This is a genomic window from Bacillus sp. FSL R5-0585 (assembly GCF_038004545.1).
GTDB lineage: Bacteria > Bacillota > Bacilli > Bacillales > Bacillaceae_G > Bacillus_A > Bacillus_A cereus.
This window is the reverse complement of the sequence record NZ_JBBORJ010000001.1, coordinates 3753961-3774496: the sequence shown is the minus strand read 5'-3', so window position 1 is coordinate 3774496 and position 20536 is coordinate 3753961. Positions and strand designations below refer to the sequence as shown.

The following is a 20536-nucleotide window of genomic DNA, read 5'->3' as shown; positions in this document are numbered from 1 at the left end:
AGTTGAAACAAAATAAAAGAAAACGTATAAATGCAATGATTATAGCGGCGGCGTTATCACTTCCGTTTGCTGTGTATTCAACACCTGCTTTAGCGGCAGTAGCAATTGAGGCGAATAAAACTGGACAAGGTTTAGAAGATGGTACATATGACGCTGTTATTAAAGCGTATAAAGATAAAACGAATGAAGAGTCTATGGCAGCTGTTTATATAAAGGATCCGAAATTAACAATTGAGAATGGAAAGAAAATTGTAACAGCAACATTAAGTGATAGTGATTTCTTTCAATACTTGAAAACAGAGGATATTCATACTCCAGGTGTGTTTCATGATGTGAAAGTAATATCAGAAGACAAAAAGAAAAATGGAACGAAAGTGATTCAGTTTGAAGTAGGGGAATTAGGAAAAAGGTATAATATGCGAATGCATATTTATATTCCAACAATGGCCTATGACAATAAGTACCAAGTACAGTTTGAAGTAAATACATTGAATTTAGATAAAGATGTTCCAGAAGCACAAAAGGAAAATAAAGAGGATAAAGTGGATCAACAAGATGCGAATGTAATAGTAGATAAGCAATTACAAAGGCATATTAATAAATATAACTTGAATAGAGAGAATCTAGATACTCCAATAACTAAGGAAGATTTATTAAAAGTTAAATCCTTAATAGTCGTTGAAGCTAAAAGTAAAGGAATAAAAGACGTAAGTGGTCTAGAATATATGACGAACTTAGAAAACTTAACGTTGGAAGAAGTTAAGTTAAAAAATATAAAATTTATCTCGGACTTGAGACAATTGAAATCATTAAGTATAACCTATGGTGAACTTGAAGATATTGGGCCTTTGGCTAAGTTAGAGCATATTGAGTTTTTAACTTTGAGAAACAATAAAATCTCAGATTTAAGCCCATTAAGCCAAATGAAGAAGATTAAAATGCTAGATTTAAATAGTAATTATATAAAAGATATTAAACCATTATTTACAGTGAAATCTTTAAGGACTTTGACTGTAGCAAATAATCAAATTAGTAATGATAACCTTGCTGGAATTGAGCAATTGAAAAATGTAAAAAACTTATCTTTAAGTAACAATGGACTTACGAATATTGAACATATTACATCAATGAAAAAATTAGTAGAGTTAGATCTTGCTAAAAATGAACTAGAAAACATCGAACCTTTATCAAGATTATCTACTGTACAATCACTTAATTTAGAAGAAAACTATATTTCAGATATAACGCCACTTAGTCACTTAACAGACTTATATGATTTAAAGCTAGGTTCAAATGAAATTCGTGATGTTAGACCTGTTCAAGAGCTAGGAAAAAGAATATATATCGATATTCAAAGACAAAAAATCTTTTTAGATAATGTAGAAAAAGATAAGGAAGTTAAAATACCTATCTATAATTTACAAGGAGAGCCAATTGATACTATTCAATTGAAGAGTGAAGATGGGATAGTTAATAATGGTTCTGTTAAATGGGGGACTACTGGTGAAAAAATATACGAATTTAAGTTGGATATAAAGCCAGAAGAGAATCGTATTAAGTTTAATGGAACAGTAATTCAAAATGTTGTTGAAAGATTAGACGAAATCAAGGAAACAATAAAAGAGGATAATGAACAAAAGGAAAATGTAATTCTCGATAAAACTTTACAACAACATATTAATAAAGAGAATTTAGGTAGAGAGAATGTAAACGCTCCTATCACAAAAGAAGATTTATTACAGATTAAAAAACTAGAGATACTTAAAGAAAAAGGAAATGAGATAAAAAATATAACAGGTTTAGAGTACATGACGAACTTAGAAAACCTCACTTTAGAAGGAGTAGGCCTGAGAAATATTGAGTTCATCTCAAACTTGAAACAATTGAATAATGTGAATGTATCTCATAATCAAATTGAAGATATAACACCACTATCTTCATTGGAAAATTTACAGTGGTTAAATCTTGCGGACAATCATATTAAAGATGTAACGGTTATTGGTTCCATGCTAAACTTACTTAGTTTAAAATTAGCTGAAAATGAGATTCGTGATGTAAGGCCATTAATACAATTAGGTCAGTGGATAACAATTGATGTTAGAAGACAAAAGGTCATTTTGGATGATGCAGAAATAAATAAAGAAGTGAAAATTTCTGTATATGATTTAGAGGGAGAGCCAATTGAAAAGATTACACTAAAGAGTGAAGGTGGAACGCTTACTGATGAGGGAATCATTTGGCGTACTTTAGGAGAAAAAATATATGAATTTGATTTAGATGCAGATCATTATGAGACTGGCATATTATATAGTGGCATTGTAATGCAGAATATAGTAGAAAAATTAATACCAAAAGAAGAAGTAAAAGAGCCAACAAAAAAAGTTGAAGAAGAGAAAGAAGAAGTAAAAGAGCCAACAAAAGAAGTTGAAGAAGAGAAAGAAGAAGTAAAAGAGCCAACAAAAGAAGTTGAAGAAGAGAAAGAAGAAGTAAAAGAGCCAACAAAAGAAGTTGAAGAAGAGAAAGAAGAAGTAAAAGAGCCAACAAAAGAAGTTGAAGAAGAGAAAGAAGAAGTAAAAGAGCCAACAAAAGAAGTTGAAGAAGAGAAAGAAGAAGTAAAAGAGCCAACAAAAGAAGTTGAAGAAGAGAAAGAAGAAGTAAAAGAACCAACAAAAGAAGTTAAAGAAGAGAAAGAAGAAGTAAAAGAGCCAACAAAAGAAGTCGAAGAAGAGAAAGAAGAAGTAAAAGAGCCAACAAAAGAAGTTGAAGAAGAGAAAGAAGAAGTAAAAGAGCCAACAACAGGAGTTGAAGAAGAGAAAGAAGAAGTAAAAGAGCCAACAACAGGAGTTGAAGGATCGAAAGCGAAGGTAAAAGAAACAGGAAAAGAAATTGAAGGTTCAAAAGACGCGGTAAATCAATCAGCAGTAGTCCAAGAACAAAACGTGAATAATCAAGTTGTGAAAGAAAATAAACCAGCTGTTAATAAGCAAGAAGAAAATAAGAAAGCATTAGGAGCAACAGGTGGACAAGAGAATACATCAATATTACTTTCAGGCATAGCGTTAGTTCTTTCAGCGATGATTATGCTTGTATTTAGAAAGAGATTATTTAAGAAATAAAAAACGTTTTATCTTATTATAACGTAAGATGATTATATGAGTTTTTGAGAAGACATTATCATGGCGATTTCATTTTGAAATATGCTTATGGTGATGTCTTTTTTAGAAGGAGATAAATGGAAAAGGTGTGAATATATTAGAGAAGGAGGAGAGATTATGTATGTTAGTTCAATTTCAAAAGTTGAAGACGCAGCATCATTTATTGCGAATATGAATAAAGATGCTATTCATCATGTTGGTTATTGCGGAGATGAGAAAAAGGAGGTGTTACATACGATTCTTCATGATTTTTCTGATATAGGCTGGGAGAAATCTTTCGTTGTTACTTATGAGGACAATAAAATAATTGGCGTATTAGGGTTTGATGTGGATGAAGTAAAGAGATGTGCAGAAATTTGGGGGCCGTTTATTAAAGCAGAGAATTGGGAAGAAGTTGCTTTACATATGTGGAAGGAACTTATAGAAAAGGGGCCTTTTCATATTGAAAAATTTTATGGTTTTTATCATGTAGAAAATAATAATTGTGCCCGTTTAATGAAGAATTTATATGCAAAAGAACAAGATCAACATAGTATTTTCAGTTTAAGTCATAATATTGTGGAAGAACGTAGTATATGCAATGTAGAAGAGGCTTTACCAAAAGTATTCGAGCAGTTTATCTCTTTACACAATCATACTTTTCCTAATGCATATTATCAAGGAAATGAAATTATCGAACATTTAAGTGATACGAATAAATTATTTGTAAGTATGAAGAATGGTAAATTAGAGGGTTACGTATATGTTGAAGTAAATCCGGAGTTTCAAGAAGCGAATATCGAATTTATTGCAACCGCTGAAAATAGTAGAAGAAAAGGTGTCGGAGAGCAGTTATTACAAGGGGCAATTCAGTATATTTTCTCCTTCCAAGAGATGAAAGAGATAGAACTATGTTTGAATACGAATAATGATCGTGCGATGGAGTTGTACAAGAAAGTAGGGTTTGAGGAGAAGGCATGTTTACAACACTATATAATAGAGTAAAAACCCATTCGTATGAAGATTATATTTCATACGAATGGGTTTTATTTCATTTACTTTGCCGCCCTCGGTAATAACAGATTCAGGACTAATTTGAGGGCCGAATTCTTCTTGTATAAGAGGTGATAATCGTTACATAACCTTTTTTATTTTTTTCGGGATTTCTTTCGTTTGCGAATTAACATCTTCTTTTTTTAGCTCTTTAAAAAGAGAAGTGACCATAAGAACGACTACAATAGAAAATGGTAGCGCAGCAATTATAGCTGCGATTTGTAGTGCATTTAATCCTCCAGCTTGTAATAAAATAGCGGCAATTATCGCGATTGTTAATCCCCATATAAGTTTTAAACTATTTTTCGGTGATAAGCTTCCGTTACTCGTTTGCATTGAAACAACAAATGTTGCTGAATCGGCAGAAGTAACGAAAAATGTGGCTACTAAAATTAACCCGATAATCGTTAAAAATGTAGAGAATGGTAGATGTGAAATAACAGCAAATAATCCAATCTCTGTACCATTTTTTGCAATTTCATCAGCTATTCCAAGCGATTGGAACATTTCCATATGAATTGCGGTACCACCAAATACTGCAAACCAAAATGTACAGATAAGAGTTGGGACTAATACAACTCCAAAAATAAATTCTTTTATTGTGCGTCCTTTAGAAATACGTGCGATAAATGTGCCGACGAATGGAGACCAAGAGATCCACCACCCCCAATAGAAAATAGTCCAGTTTTCAATCCAAGAAGAAGATTTTTCACTAAATGCTCCTAAATTTAATCCCATACTAGGTAAAGCGCCGATATAAGAACCGAGTGTAGATGTGAAATATTTCATAATAAATACAGTTGGTCCTAAAAGTAAGAAAGAGATGAGTAAAATGCCTGCAAGAGAGAAATTCAAGTTGCTCAAATATTTAATCCCACGATCTAAGCCAGTTTGTGCACTTGTTAAATATAAAACAGCGAATATAGCTATAAGTACGAGCTGAGTAAGTAAAGTGTTATGAATGGAAGGGAATAAATAGCTTAATCCTCCAGCAATTTGTTGAGCACCAATCCCAACAGATGGTACAATGCCAAATACTGTGGCTAAAACAGCTAGAATATCAACTGTTTTTCCAATACGAGAATTTTTCGATCGATTAAATAATGGAGTAACTGTAGCCCCGATAGTGCTACCTTTTTGTTTGCGGAATGTGAAATATGCAATTGTTAAAGCGACCATTGCGTATAGTGACCACGGAAAGAGTCCCCAGTGGAAAAATGAATATTGCATAGCGAGTTTGGCGCTTTCTTCTGTACCTGCTTTTCCTGTTAACGGATCTGTAAAATGTGAAATCGGTTCAGCGATTCCATAAAAGAGGAGTCCAATTCCCATTCCTGCCCCAAACAACATGGATAGCCAAGATGGATAATTATATTTTGGCTTTTCTCCATCTTTACCAAGACGAATAGAACCGTACTTGGAAAATGCTAAATAAGCAGCCAAAATAATCATTGTAGTCATAAGTAGAGAGTAAAACCATCCAAATTTATTGAGGATAAATGAGTTTAAAGAAGATGTAACACTTTGTAAATCGTAGCCTTGTATCCAACTTGCTGGGGTAATTCCCCATATAATGAATAATGTTGTTAGCAAGAAGGAGATATAAAATACACTATTTTCTTTTTTTATCATAGAATCCCACCCTTATTTAATAAAGTTAACAATTATAATAATCATAACAATTAAGTTTTTAATTGTCAAAAAATTCCCTTTTTATAATGTGAAAGGATGCAATTTGTTTTAGAGAGGTAAAGAGCAATGCGTTCACGATATGTACAAATTATAGGAAGAAATAATATGAAATATTGCATTTTATATTGTTACATCCAGATTTTATGTTAAATTCTTGAATGGAATATTAAAATAGGGGGCAAGGATATGAACAAGAAATCAAAGATCAATAAAGTGATGCTTAGCATTAGTACAATGGCTTTATCGTTAGGCGCACTTCAAACTCATGCAGCAGCGGAAGAAAAAGTACCGTATAACGTGTTAAAAACGAAACCGGTTGGAATTGAAAAGTCGGTAGATGAAGTTGGACATATTTCAAAAGTTGATGAAACTTTATCATTTCAAGAACGTTTAAAAGTAGGAGATTTTTCACAGCGACCAGCATCTATTACGAAGAAAACTGCAGTAAAGCAGGTTAAAGAAAGCTATTCAATGGCTGATTTAAACAAAATGAATGACCAAGAATTAGTTGAAACGTTAGGCAGTATTAAATGGCACCAAATTACAGACTTATTCCAGTTTAATGAAGATGCAAAGGCTTTTTATAAAGATAAAGGAAAAATGCAAGTCATTATAGATGAATTAGCTCATAGAGGTAGTACATTTACGAAAGATGATTCAAGAGGAATTCAAACGTTTACTGAAGTGCTGCGTTCAGCTTTTTATCTTGCATTTTATAATAGTGAATTAAGCGACTTAAATGAAAGAAGCTTCCAGGATAAATGTTTACCTGCTTTAAAAGCAATCGCAAAAAATCCAAACTTTAAGCTTGGTACAGTTGAACAAGATACAGTCGTATCTGCGTACGGTAAATTAATTAGTAATGCTTCAAGCGATGTTGAAACGGTTCAATATGCATCGAATATTTTAAAGCAATACAATGATAATTATACTACTTATGTAAATGATCGAATGAAGGGACAAGCAATATACGATATTATGCAAGGTATTGACTATGATATGCAGTCGTACTTAACTGAGGCTCGTAAAGAAGCGAATGAAACGATGTGGTATGGAAAAGTAGATGGGTTTATTAATGAAATAAATCGTATTGCTCTTCTAAATGAAGTAACGCCAGAAAATAAATGGCTCGTTAATAATGGCATTTATTTTGCTAGCCGTTTAGGGAAGTTTCATAGCAATCCAAATAAAGGATTAGAGGTTGTTACACAAGCAATGCATATGTACCCGCGCTTAAGTGAACCGTATTTTGTTGCGGTAGAACAAATTACAACAAATTATAATGGTAAAGATTATAGCGGGAATACAGTAGATTTAGAGAAAATACGTAAAGAAGGAAAAGAGCAATACCTACCAAAAACGTATACATTCGACGATGGATCAATTGTGTTCAAAACAGGAGATAAAGTATCAGAAGAAAAAATTAAGAGACTATATTGGGCTGCGAAGGAAGTAAAGGCACAGTATCACCGTGTAATTGGAAATGACAAAGCGTTAGAGCCAGGAAATGCGGATGATGTATTAACGATCGTAATTTATAATAGTCCAGATGAATATCAGTTAAATAGACAATTGTATGGATATGAAACAAACAACGGTGGAATTTATATTGAAGAGACAGGTACATTCTTTACATATGAGCGTACACCAGAGCAAAGTATTTATAGTTTAGAAGAGTTATTCCGTCATGAATTTACTCATTATCTGCAAGGGAGATATGAAGTTCCTGGTTTATTTGGAAGAGGAGATATGTATCAAAATGAAAGGCTAACTTGGTTCCAAGAAGGAAATGCAGAGTTTTTCGCAGGATCTACTCGTACGAATAACGTTGTACCAAGAAAGAGTATAATTAGCGGATTATCATCTGATCCTGCAAGCCGTTATACAGCAGAGCGTACACTATTTGCTAAATACGGTTCTTGGGATTTCTATAATTACTCGTTCGCATTGCAGTCTTACTTATATACGCATCAGTTTGAAACATTTGATAAAATTCAAGATTTGATTCGTGCGAATGACGTGAAAAATTATGATGCATATCGTGAAAATCTAAGTAAAGATCCTAAGTTAAATAAAGAGTATCAAGAGTATATGCAGCAGTTAATTGATAATCAAGATAAATATAATGTACCGGAAGTAGCAGATGATTATTTAGCTGAACATGCACCGAAATCGTTAACTGAAGTGAAAAAAGAAATTAGTGATACGTTGCCTATGAAAGATACAAAAATGACAAAACATAATTCTCAATTCTTTAATACATTTACATTAGAAGGTACGTATACAGGTAGTGTCACAAAAGGTGAATCAGAAGATTGGAAAGCAATGAGTAAAAGAGTAAATGAATCTTTAGAACAATTGGCGCAAAAAGAATGGAGTGGCTACAAAACTGTTACAGCATACTTCGTCAATTATCGTGTGAATAGCTCAAATGAATTTGAATATGATGTAGTCTTCCATGGAATCGCAAAAGATGATGGAGAAAATAAAGCTCCAACGGTTAATATAAATGGCCCTTATAGTGGTCTTGTAAAAGAGGGAATTCAATTTAAAAGTGATGGCTCAAACGATGAAGATGGAAAAATTGTTTCTTATTTATGGGAATTTGGAGATGGAAGCACAAGTGTAGAAGTGAATCCAGTACATGTATATGAAAGAGAAGGTTCTTATAAAGTATCGTTAAGAGTAAAAGATGATAAAGGCAAAGAGAGTAGAAGCGAAACAACTGTTACGATTAAAGATGGAAGTTTAACAGAATCAGAACCAAATAATCGTCCAGAGGAAGCAAATCGTATCGGGCTAAATAGTACGATAAAAGGTAATCTTATTGGCGGGGACCACACTGATGTTTATACATTTAATGTAGCATCAGCGAAAGATATCGACATTTCTGTTTTAAATGAGTATGGAATTGGGATGACATGGGTACTTCACCATGAATCAGATATGCAAAATTATGCAGCTTACGGTCAAGCCAATGGGAATCATATAGAAGCGAAATTTAATGCAAAACCAGGCAAGTATTACTTGTATGTATATAAATATGATAATGGCGATGGAACGTACTCATTATCAGTAAAGTGAAACTTTAATCATTCATCCTCCAATGATTATTAGCCCACACCAATCGGGGGAAAATAAGCACTTTTCCAATGTATGTTTAACTTTACTTTTTGTGGAAAATAGTATATTATATAGATATATAATATATCGGTTATTTTCTAGGAGGAGCCTGTCACAATAGGTTTCTCCTGTTCTTTTTTAGGGGCCTGTTTTACAGGCTTTTCTTTAAAGAGTAAATAACTGAAAATTAAGAACTATAATCTTTGAAAGAGGTGGGGCATACACATAACAAAAAAGGGATTGTTTAAGAAAGGGGGATAAGAAATGGTCTTGTTTGGTTATCCACTTGAAACAATTTATTTATATGGATTTATTATTGCTACTATACTCACTGTTATTTATATCTTCTTTGGAGATATATTTGAATCGATATTTAGTTTTGGGGGCGGATCTGTATCCGTTGTTACTTTATTACTTAGTTTCTTCGCCATGTTATGTGGGCTTAGTTATATAGGAGAGTACTTATTTTCCTTTAATAGTATTACTATTTTCGGGGCTGCATTTGCTATATCTTTTATCGGTGTTTTCATCATGAAAATACTAATTTTAAAACCGATTGCAGAAGCAGAACAAAATACGATGCAACGTATGGATGAATTTATCGGTTGCAAAGGAGAAGTCATTACGACAATTCCTACAGAAGGATTTGGTGAAGTATTAATTTTATCCCAATTTGGAAGTAATGCAATCCCAGCTAAAACTGTTGGAAAAAAAGATATTTCGCAAGGAACAGAGGTTATTATCGAGGGAGTCCAAGATGGTGTTTTACTTGTACAAAACATCGCTTATTCTTTAAAAAAACCAAAATTATAAGGGGGAATTTACATGACGATTCCATTAATTATCGGTGGAGTTTTACTGGCAATTTTAATTCTACTCATTTTAGTATTCATTACGAAGTATCGTACGGTTGGTCCAGATGAAGCGTTAATTGTTACAGGGAACTGGCTTGGTGGAGGAAAGAATGTTGTTACCACTGATGATGGAAAGAAGATTAAGATTATCCGCGGGGGCGGTACTTTCGTAGTTCCAATTATGCAAAGAGCAGAGCCTTTAAGCCTATTAAACTACAAATTAGAAGTTGGTACACGTGATACGTATACGAAGCAAGGTGTTCCAGTTACAGTAAATGGTGTTTCTATTATTAAAGTAGGTTCTACAATTGAAGAAGTATCTACTGCAGCTGAGCAATATTTAGGAAAAGAAACAGAAGAGTTAAAAGTAGAAGCAAAAGAGGTTTTAGAAGGTCACTTACGTGCAATCTTATCTTCTATGACAGTAGAGGATGCGTATAGTAATAGAGAGCAATTTGCTCAAAAGGTACATGAAGTAGCTTCTACAGATTTAAAGAAGATGGGACTTCGCATTGTTTCTTTCACAATTAAAGAAATAATGGATAAAAACGGATACTTAGATGCGCTTGGTCAGCCGCAAATTGCGACAGTTAAGCGTGATGCAACAATTGCAAATGCAGAGCGTGAAAAAGAAGCACGTATTGAAAAAGCACGTGCTGAAAAAGAGGCAAAAGAAGCAGAATATCAACGTGATGCACAAATCGCTGAAGCTGAAAAACATAAAGAATTAAAAGTACAGTCCTATAAGAGAGAACAAGAGCAAGCGCGTGCAGATGCGGATCTTTCTTACGAATTACAACAAGCGAAAGCGCAACAAGGTGTTACAGAAGAGCAAATGCGCGTTAAAATCATTGAGCGTGAGAAACAAATTGAATTAGAAGAAAAAGAGATTGCGCGTCGTGAAAAGCAATACGATGCAGAAGTAAAGAAAAAAGCAGATGCAGATCGCTATGCTGTTGAGCAATCAGCGGAAGCAGAAAAAGTAAAACAAATTAAAAAGGCAGATGCGGATCAATATAAGATTGAGGCTGAAGCGAGAGCGCGTGCGGAAGAAGTACGTGTGGAAGGTTTAGCGAAGGCGGAAATCGAAAAAGCGCAAGGTCAAGCAAAAGCGGAAGTACAAAAAGCACAAGGTACGGCAGAAGCCGATGTTATTAGGTTAAAAGGTTTAGCAGAAGCAGAAGCGAAACAAAAAATTGCAGAGGCATTTGAGTTATATGGCCAAGCGGCAATTATGGATATGGTACTTAAAATGCTTCCAAGTTATGCGAAGGAAGTTGCAAGTCCGCTTAGTAATATTGATAAAATCACAGTTGTCGATACAGGCGGCGGTGGTAAAAATAGCGGGGCCGGAAAAGTTGCGGGCTATGCGACTGATTTAATGGCAACGATGCAAGAAACGTTAAAGGCTTCTTCTGGAATTGACTTAAAAGAGCTATTAGAAGGATTTGCAGGAAAAGGAGCAGTACAACAATTATCAAGTGATAAACCTGTTGTATCTGTAGTAGAAGATGAGAAAAAAGAAGTAGAAAAAGATAAAGAATAATAAGGTGGAAAGAACCTCTAGTAAGTGAAATACTAGAGGTTCTTCTGTGAATTATAATATTTCGAATAATATACATTTTTATATATTGTTTTAATTATTTAATTTATATAGAATGAAAAAGATATGTATCAATTCTTTATGATGTAGAAAAAGATAGAGAGTCTCATCGATACATTTAAATCGTATTATTTTTATAGAAAGATTAAATGTTAATTAATTACATTTAAAACGGTATGGAGGGGTAGAAGTATGTTTCAAGGGAAATTAAGGAGTAGTAGTTTAAAAACAAAGTTACTTGTATCATTTATTATTATTTTAGTTCTTCCAAGTATTGTAATTGGTTGGACGTCTTATCAACAGGCGAAGACGAATTTTAATGAAACGATTTTAAACTCGGCGAAAGATAATATAAAAATTTTGGATAATGTAATTAATAAAGAATTGGATAGTAAAAAAGTAGATGCAACTTATTTTACGAAATTATTCACACAATCAAGTTACCAAGCAGATCAAATTCAAAACATACAAAATAAACTAGAAGAATACAATAAACTGCATCCAGAAATGGAAGCAATCTATACAGGATCTAGTAATGGACAGTTCATTCAATCACCAGCTATTCAGATGCCAGATGGATATAATCCTACAGAAAGAGATTGGTATAAAGAGGCCGTGAAGAAAAGTGGAGAGGTAATTGTAACTGCTCCATATAAGTCAAAAACGACAGGGAATATTGTTATTACACTAGCAAAACAAAACGAGGATAAAAGTGGAGTTCTTGGGATTGACTTAATCATTAATAATATTGTTACTACTTCCAAGATGGTTAATATCGGTAAGGAAGGATATGTAGCGATATTTGATCAAGATAAAAATGTAGTAGCGCACCCGAAAATGAAGCCAGGAGAGAAATTAGAAGAGAAACTTAGTAAAGAATTGTATAAACAGGAAGCTGGGGATTTTCATTATTCATTAGATGGTGAAGATCGCAATATCACTTTTAAAACGAATAAGAAAACTGGGTGGAAAATAGCAGGAATTATGCCTTCCAAAGAAATTATTGAAGCGGCTGAACCTATTTTCTATAAAACAGTAACTGTTCTTGGAATTTCACTAATAATCGGTGGGATTGTAATTTACTTCATAATTGCGTCTATTATTAAACCGTTAAAACAACTTGTCATATCATCGAAGAAGATTAGTGAAGGTGATTTAACAGAATCAATTACAGTTCATTCTAAAGATGAAATTGGACGGCTAGGAGAAAGTTTTAACGAGATGGCTGCATCGTTACAAAGTGTCATTTCCAATATAAACACTTCAGCAAGTCATGTAGCGGCATCTTCAGAAGAATTAACAGCTAGTATGAAGCAGACAAGCGAAGCGACGGAACAAATTACACAGGCGATAGAGCAAGTATCAAGTGGTGCAGAAATACAAACGAAAGAAGTTGAAGAAGGAGCAACATTGTTAGAAGAAGTTACAGAAGGAATTCAGCGTGTTGCAGATAGTTCTTCATTAGTATCTACAGCCTCTATGTATACGAAGAAAAAAGCTGAAAATGGTGGGAAGTTAGTTGAACAAACTGTGAATCAAATGCAATTAATTCATGAGTCTGTTTCACAGTCAGACAAAATCATTGGTTTGTTAGACGATAAGTCGAAACAAATTGGAGCAATCCTTGAAGTGATTCAACATATTGCAGAACAGACAAATTTATTAGCGTTAAATGCGGCAATTGAGGCTGCGAGAGCTGGAGAGCAAGGAAGAGGATTTGCAATTGTAGCAGATGAAGTGCGAAAGCTAGCAGAACAATCAGGACAGTCTTCTACGGAAATTGGGAAACTAGTGAAAGAGATTCAATTTGATATAAAAGAAACAGTAAGCTCTATGAATCAAGTTGGAGCAGAAGTACAATCAGGACTTGTAGTTGCAAATGAAACGAAGCAAAGCTTTGCCGAAATATTGAAGTCTACAAATGATACAGTTGTACAAATTGATAGCATGGTAGATGTAGCAAAACAAATGACGGTAGATGCAAAACAAGTAAGTGCATCTATTAATGAAATTGCAGCCACAATTGAAGAAAATGCAGCAAGCGTTCAAAATATTGCTGGTTCCTCTGAGGAACAATTAGCTTCAGTAGATGAAATAAATGCAGCAGCAGTCCATTTATCACAAATGGCAGAAGAATTACAAGAGATGATTAGTAAGTTTAAAGTGTAATAACGAATGTTAAGAAACGAGGTAGTAATTTTACTTCGTTTCTTTTTTTATGAAGAGAAAAAGAAAGAAATATAGAGTAACCGTGTTATGATTAAGTATAATTAAAGAGACTGTATATTCTTTAAATTCTATCTTTAATCATGTTAGGGGAATGGTTTTGAAATTAAAAAAATTAAAACTCCAACCGAGAATTACATTAACTATTAGTACACTTATTTTAGTAGTACTTCTGCTAACGAGTTATTTATTTTATTACATATTATCTGAAACGGTAGAAGAGCAAATTGGGAAACGGGCTTTGCATGTTGCGAAAACAGTTGCCGCGATACCAGAAATTCAGGAAGCTTTTCAAAAAGAAAATCCAGCTTCTATTATTCAGCCAATCGCAGAAAAAATTCGAATGGATACAGAGGCTGACTTCATTGTAGTTGGAAACAAAGAGGGGATTCGTTATGCGCATCCTGAGCGAGATAAAATAGGAGAAAAAATGGTTGGCGGAGATAATAAAGGCGTTTTATTAGAAGGAAAATCATATGTTTCGAAAGCAACTGGATCATTAGGCCCTTCATTACGCGGAAAAGTTCCAATCCGTAATCAGGAAAATGAAATCATTGGTGTGGTGTCTGTTGGATTTTCAATGGCTGATATTCATGGAGCGGTAGAAGTGTATGGAAAGCGTGTATTTTGGATTACAATAATAGGGCTATTAATTGGAGTAATCGGCTCTATATATTTAGCGGCAAGTATAAAAAGAATGATGTTCGGGATGGAACCAGAAGAAATTTCATCTTTATATGAAGAGCATAGTACAGTGATTCAATCTGTACGTGAAGGGATTATTGTAATCGATAAAAATGGCATGATTAGTTTAGTCAATCAAGCAGCTTATGATATTCTTTCGCTAGATAAACAACAAAATATTATTGGGGAATTTATTTTAAATGTAATTCCTAATTCAACGATACTAGATGTACTTCAAACTGGTGAAGAACAGTTTGATCGCCAATTAAATATAAAAGGACAGGCTGTTATTGCGAACCGTCTACCTATTAAAGTAAAGAATAAAGTAACTGGCGTTGTATCGAGCTTACGTTTGAAATCTGAAATGGATCAGTTAACAGCAGAATTATCTCAGACGAAGCAATATACAGAGGCATTACGAGCGCAAGCGCACGAATATAACAATTTATTGTATACGCTTTCAGGTCTTATTCAATTAGAATCATACGAAGATGCTTTAGAGCTTATTCATAAGGAAACAGCGGTATATCAAGATTTTGTTCAATTTATTATGAAGCGGATTCAAAATCCATGGCTAGGTGGAATTTTAATTGGATTTTATAATAGAGCACGAGAGTTGAAGATTGATTTTATGCTAGATAGAGAAAGTGGTTTAGAAAAATTAAGTCCACATATTGAGAGTAATTATGTCGTTTCTATTTTAGGAAATTTAATTATGAATGCATTTGAAGCAATTGAAAAAAATGAAGAGAATGATAAGAAAGTAAGGATGTTTGTAACTGATATTGGAGAAGAAATATTAATTGAAGTGGAAGATTCAGGACAAGGGATTCATGATGAAATAATTACTAGCATATTCTATAAAGGCTTTTCGACGAAAGAAGGAGGAGAGCGAGGATATGGATTAGCAAAAGTGAAAGAGTTAGTAGAAGATTTAAATGGAAGTATTGCAATTGAAAAAGGGGATTTAGGTGGTGCGTTATTTATTATTGCACTACCGAAAGAGAGAGGCGAATAGTAATGGGTGAGGAGATTGAAGTATTAATTGTAGAAGATGATATTCGGATTGCTGACATTCATCGTCGTTTTACTGAGAAAATTGAGGGATTTAAAGTAATTGGAACGGCAACGACTGGAGAACAAGCGAAAGAATGGCTAGAGCTTGTGAAGCCACAGCTTGTTTTATTAGATGTGTACTTACCTGATATGCAAGGAACGGAACTTGTCACATATATTAGGCATCATTTGCACGATACAGATATTATTATGATTACAGCGGCATCGGAAACAGATGTAGTGAGGCACGCCCTGCGGGGCGGAGTAACAGATTATATCGTAAAGCCACTAATGTTTGACCGATTTAAAGCAAGTCTGGAAGGCTATCAAAAAAAGATTATACAGTTAAAGAAAAATAATCAATTATCTACGGAGCAAATTGAATATTTATGGTCTCAAAGAGGGGTGAAGGGAGATCAAATAGAATATGCCCCGAAAGGGATAGATCCTTTAACTTTAGCGAAAATAAAAAAGCATATGTTAACAGTTAATGAAGAAGGGATTACAGCAGAGGTGCTAAGTTCAATGGTAGGCGTAAGCCGATCAACTGCAAGGCGTTATTTAGAGTATTTGATATCTGGGAAGAAAGTCCACGCAGAGCTAATATATGGAAGTGTTGGGAGACCGGAGAGACGTTATTTTCTTGTTTCTTCATAATAAAAAACAGTAGAGGATTTTATTCCTTCTACTGTTTTTTTTTGCATCTTATATTGGAATAATCCCAATTACAATTCCGGTAATTAACATAACCATTGTCGTTCCAACGGCCCATAATAAAGTGAAGCGTTGATGTTCACCGAAATCAACTTTTGCCATTCCGACCAATAAATAAGTGGAAGCGACAAGAGGACTTAATAAGTGAACGGGTTGCCCAAGTAAGGAAGCACGCCCCATTTCAGCTGCACTAATTCCGTAAGTCGCAGCAGCTTTCGTCAAAATAGGTAATACCCCGAAGTAAAATGCATCATTAGACATGAAAAATGTGAATGGCATACTGAGAAGTGCTGTAATAATTGGCAATTGTGGTCCAAGTGCATCTGGTATAAGAGTTACTACACTGTTAGCCATTGCATCTACCATTTTTGTTCCAGATAAAATACCAGTGAAAATACCGGCAGCAAATACGAGAGAAACAACTGCTAATACATTCCCAGCATGAGAAGCAATACGTTCTTTCTGTTGCTCTAAGTTTGGATAGTTAATCATAACAGCGATAGCAAAAGCGACTGTAAATAAAACAGGTAACGGCATAACTTCTAGTATGAGACAGACAAGTAATGTAGCGGTTAATAAAAAGTTAATCCATAGAAGTTTAGGACGTTTATGCACTGCGGCTTCGACAGTTGCAGCTTGCTCATCCATTGTTTGCATTTGTTTTAAATACTGTACATCCATAATTCCTAAACGTTTTCTTTCTTTTTTTCCAAGATAGTAGGCAACGAAAACAACCCAAATTGCACCAGCAATCATTCCTGGAATAAGAGGTGTAAATAATTCAGAAGCCTCAAGTCCAAGTGCGCTCATAACACGAGCTGTGGGTCCACCCCAAGGTGTAAGATTTGTTACCCCCGCCCCTAACATAACAATTCCAGCTAATATGAGGGGGTTCATTCCAAGGCGCTTATATAGTGGATACATTGCGGAAACTGTAATCATGTATGTTGTTGTACCGTCACCATCTAGAGAGACGATAATAGTCAATATAGCCGTTCCGACAACGATTTTTAAAGGATCTCCTTTTACAAATTTTAAAATCTTACTAATGACAGGATCGAATAAACCGCTATCAATCATAATCCCAAAATATAAAATAGCGAACATAAGCATAATACCAGTAGGTGCTAACTTTTGAATCCCCTCTAACATCATAGGCCCCATATTGGCATAGAATCCGCCAATTAATGCAAAAACACTCGGAATTAATATTAATGCTACTAGCGCTGACATACGTTTCGTCATAATTAAAAACATAAAGACAAATACCATCGCAAATCCAAGTAGTGCTAACATGTAATTTCCCCCTCAAAAGAATGATTGCGCTTTCAAAATAGAATAAAAATTCAGAAAAAGGTTTTTTATTTATAATAAAAGCATCTATTCAAATGGTAAATAATTTGAAAAATAACATCATTAGAAGCATAATTTTTATTTTGTTCATTTTGTTCACGGTAGTTAATTTGAATTTTTAAAAAGTAAGCTGCTCCTCGTAAGAATGGTAGAATAAGATGAAAATAGTGAAGTGTGAAATAGGGAGTAGATGTTATATGAAAACGAGAATTGAAGAGATTTATAGCTCTTATGAAGGAAAAGTAGAGGAGATTTTTATTAATGAATCTTCTTACGTATATGAATGGGAAAAATTATTGATGATTCGAAAAAATGACGGTGAGCTTAAAAAAATCGCAGTCGGTATTAGTGGAAATATAAGATTGGTAAATGTAGAAGTTGGACAGGAAATTAGTGCGGATACATTATTAGTTAAGTTAGAAGATGATTTATTAATTACAGGTTGCGAGTGATGAGAGATGTGTAGAAATAACTACACATCTTTTTTTGTTTCCTATATTACAAAAAGCACATTGTTTTTTCACAAATCTCACACAACCTTTTGGTATTCTTTTCGTGGAGTATACGGTTTCTAGGGAGGAATATTGATGAAAGTAAAATATGTCGTACTTGCTATATGTTTATGTTTCGTATTTACGGTAGTCGGGTGTGGGAAAAAGGAAACAGCAGCTGTTGCCATTGATGAGAAACATGATAAATGTGATATTTGCCAAATTGGGGTAACAGATAATCAATTTGCAACAGAAATTATTTTAGAAAATGGAAAAGCGTTAAAGTTTGATGATATCGGTTGTATGTATAAATGGATGGAGATCAATTCAGGTGAAAAGACGAAAGAGAAATTTGTCCGAGATTATGATTCGAAAGATTGGATTTCGTTAGAAGAGGCTACTTACGTATATGATAAAACAATAACGACACCGATGGCTTATAATGTCATTTCATTTAAAAATAAAAAAGATGCAGAGAGCTTTGTATCTAACTATAAGGGGAAAGTTCTTTCGTATAAAGAGCTAGCAGAGCATAAATGGGAAATGAATAAAGAGATGATGGGGAAACCGAAGGCAGGAAATCATGGTGGACATCATTAATAATAGAAAAAGACAACTATATAGTTGTCTTTTTCTATTATTACTCAGGTGCAAATATAGAAAAGGTGTAAAATTTTTAGAAGAACGGTTACAATGGAATATAGTAACCTAAAGCAATCATTTATCCCGCATTAACGGGCGGTAAGATCCCCACCTCAAAATTTAGTGAAAGCAAAGAAGTTAGGTGGAGTCGGGCTGCCCGTAAAAGCCCAACTGGTGTGGGCTAATAATTAGTGGTGGATGAACAAAACCCCCACTAATTAAAGTTTCACTTTATGTACTTTTTAGAAATGTATACAAATGCGGTAAAAACGTGCTAAACTAATTGCTTCATAATGTTAATGATGGGGCCATCAGGCGTATCATTTCAATAGGTTGAGAAACATAGTATAAGCTTAAGATAATCCGATTAAAGAAGGAATCTAAAGGGCTTATGGATAAATGTACTCAAGAAGAGTTATTGTATGTGATGGAGGAATGGTTAAGAAAACATTATCTTTCATAGGAGCTGTAGTTGTGAGAAAACAAAAAATTTTATTATGTATTTTATTAGGACTTTTAATGACGGTAGTGGCTTGCGATAAGCAAGAAGAACCAGAATCGAAACCGGTTCATGTGAAAAATGAGAAGAAAAAAGAGAAGCATAAAGAACAGGAAGAATCTAAAGAAGAGAAAAGTATAAATTTAATGGACAAACAGTTGTTACTTTCAGCTACTCTTGGAGACACAGAGACAGCTATGAAGTTGATTCAGGATGGAGCGAATATAAACGTAGAAGGTGACAACGGAGAAACGCCTGTCCTTGCAGCGACGTACCAAAATCATGTAGAGACAGTTAAAGCATTAATTGGTGCAGGTGCTAATATTGAAATTAAAGATGAGAAAAAAAGTAATCCACTTCTTTATGCAAGTAGAGAAGGATATACGGATATTGTAAAAGTATTAATTAATGCAGGAGTTAATACGAAAGAAACGACTAGGTCAGGTGGGACAGCACTTATTTCTGCATCTGAGCGTGGCCATGTAGAGGTTGTTAAAGAATTATTAGAGCATACAGATATTGATGTGAATTATAAAAATGAACGTGGTGGAACAGCGTTATTAGAAGCAATTGTATTAGGAAATGGTAGTGAAAACCATAAGAAAGTAATTCAATTACTTATTGATCACGGTGCAGATGTAAACATGGCTAACAAGGAACATCTGACACCACTGCAATACGCTGAAAAAAGAGGTTTTAAAGATATTGTAAATATGTTGAGGGTAGCTGGAGCGAATGAAGTAGTACAGCCACAACAACCAGTAGAGTAAAAAACGGAAAATAATCCCATTTAGATAGACAGAATGAAGAAATCAGTTAGTATGATGGATTCAGTAATGTGTATTTGAATGGGATTTTTATTTTGAACATGAAAAATAGATTATGAATGGATGGTAAATGGAGTAAATAAGGAGGCAACCTTATTTGGCAATTGTAAAAAATGAAAAAGTAGTTTCTGTTTGTTGCAGTGCCAGAAGTACGCCCGTAGCTGCTGAGGCAAGTGTGGAAACTTTAGCTGAGTTTCAAGGGAACGGATATGGTACTGATGTTGTTACAGCCTAGGCCATATCAATACAAGAGAAAAGGCGCATTCCACTTTATAGTACTGCTTGGGATAACTTTAGTTTGCAAGCAGTGGCAAGCAAACTAAAAATCATTAACTATGGAATGAATTTACATATTGATTGAATTTTAAGTATTGTTTCGTTCTATTTATTTATATTTTAATATCTAGATTAATGTAAATAATGATATGGTGAATATTAACATTTGATTAACACCTAATTAACAATCTATCAAAACTGACTTAATAAATGCGTAATATAGTAAAGGTAACAAAATAACTAGGGTAGAGAACATTTGAGAACACCCACTTACATATAATGTGCCACTTTCTTAGGTGTGCTCTATTC

General features: G+C 34.0%; 13 protein-coding genes and 2 pseudogenes. 13 read left to right on the top strand and 2 right to left on the bottom strand.

Annotated features, from left to right (window positions below):
• The first annotated feature begins 2 nt into the window (after positions 1-2).
• Together MKY38_RS19470 and MKY38_RS19465 are read left to right on the top strand one after the other, a co-directional pair.
• Entirely contained in the window at positions 3-3116 is a 3114-nt protein-coding gene (locus MKY38_RS19470; protein ID WP_341049489.1) for a leucine-rich repeat domain-containing protein, read from the top strand.
• A gap of 156 nt (positions 3117-3272) precedes the next feature.
• The gene (locus tag MKY38_RS19465) at positions 3273-4139 is read left to right on the top strand and encodes a GNAT family N-acetyltransferase (protein WP_048558560.1); all 867 of its coding nucleotides are present in this window, start codon (positions 3273-3275) and stop codon (positions 4137-4139) included.
• Positions 4140-4268: 129 nt separating this feature from the next.
• On the opposite strand, the gene opuD is transcribed toward MKY38_RS19465, so the two are convergent.
• Entirely contained in the window at positions 4269-5819 is a 1551-nt protein-coding gene (opuD, locus tag MKY38_RS19460) for a glycine betaine transporter OpuD (protein ID WP_000591573.1), read from the bottom strand.
• A gap of 246 nt (positions 5820-6065) precedes the next feature.
• Here opuD and colA point away from each other — a divergent pair, with 246 nt between their 5' ends.
• The 7 genes and pseudogenes from colA (at position 6066) to MKY38_RS19430 (ending at position 16082) form a co-directional block, all read left to right on the top strand.
• Positions 6066-8963 (top strand): collagenase ColA, encoded by a 2898-nt coding sequence (gene colA, locus MKY38_RS19455; RefSeq protein WP_001036421.1) that lies wholly within the window; start codon positions 6066-6068, stop codon positions 8961-8963.
• 303 nt (positions 8964-9266) lie between these two features.
• Positions 9267-9815, top strand: coding sequence for an NfeD family protein (locus MKY38_RS19450; protein WP_000242444.1), 549 nt, complete (start codon positions 9267-9269; stop codon positions 9813-9815).
• Between the two features lie 12 nt (positions 9816-9827).
• Complete coding sequence (locus tag MKY38_RS19445) at positions 9828-11402, top strand: flotillin family protein (RefSeq protein WP_000155019.1); 1575 nt, start codon at positions 9828-9830, stop codon at positions 11400-11402.
• 249 nt (positions 11403-11651) lie between these two features.
• Positions 11652-12686: pseudogene (locus tag MKY38_RS29365) on the top strand (HAMP domain-containing protein); the annotation flags it as partial.
• Entirely contained in the window at positions 12681-13628 is a 948-nt protein-coding gene (locus MKY38_RS29360; RefSeq protein WP_370445030.1) for a methyl-accepting chemotaxis protein, read from the top strand. The pseudogene MKY38_RS29365 and the gene MKY38_RS29360, both read left to right, overlap by 6 nt.
• Positions 13629-13779: 151 nt before the next feature.
• On the top strand, positions 13780-15387 hold the full coding sequence (locus MKY38_RS19435) for an ATP-binding protein (RefSeq protein WP_002023216.1): 1608 nt from the start codon (positions 13780-13782) through the stop codon (positions 15385-15387).
• Between the two features lie 2 nt (positions 15388-15389).
• The gene (locus MKY38_RS19430) at positions 15390-16082 is read left to right on the top strand and encodes a response regulator (protein WP_000503461.1); all 693 of its coding nucleotides are present in this window, start codon (positions 15390-15392) and stop codon (positions 16080-16082) included.
• A gap of 48 nt (positions 16083-16130) precedes the next feature.
• On the opposite strand, the gene MKY38_RS19425 is transcribed toward MKY38_RS19430, so the two are convergent.
• Positions 16131-17435, bottom strand: a complete 1305-nt coding sequence (locus MKY38_RS19425) for a CitMHS family transporter (RefSeq protein ID WP_000880468.1) — start codon at positions 17433-17435, stop codon at positions 16131-16133.
• A gap of 254 nt (positions 17436-17689) precedes the next feature.
• Between MKY38_RS19425 and MKY38_RS19420 the strand changes: the two genes are divergently transcribed.
• The 4 genes and pseudogenes from MKY38_RS19420 to MKY38_RS19405 form a co-directional block, all read left to right on the top strand.
• The gene (locus MKY38_RS19420; RefSeq protein ID WP_000857376.1) at positions 17690-17944 is read left to right on the top strand and encodes a hypothetical protein; all 255 of its coding nucleotides are present in this window, start codon (positions 17690-17692) and stop codon (positions 17942-17944) included.
• A 135-nt stretch (positions 17945-18079) separates the two neighbouring features.
• Complete coding sequence (locus MKY38_RS19415; protein WP_000865667.1) at positions 18080-18583, top strand: nitrous oxide reductase accessory protein NosL; 504 nt, start codon at positions 18080-18082, stop codon at positions 18581-18583.
• Positions 18584-19024: 441 nt separating this feature from the next.
• Positions 19025-19894 carry an ankyrin repeat domain-containing protein gene (locus tag MKY38_RS19410; RefSeq protein WP_000287336.1) on the top strand — a complete coding sequence of 290 codons (870 nt, stop codon included), beginning with the start codon at positions 19025-19027 and terminating at the stop codon, positions 19892-19894.
• 142 nt (positions 19895-20036) lie between these two features.
• Positions 20037-20312, top strand: a pseudogene (locus MKY38_RS19405) (GNAT family N-acetyltransferase); the annotation flags it as partial.
• Positions 20313-20536 lie beyond the last annotated feature (224 nt).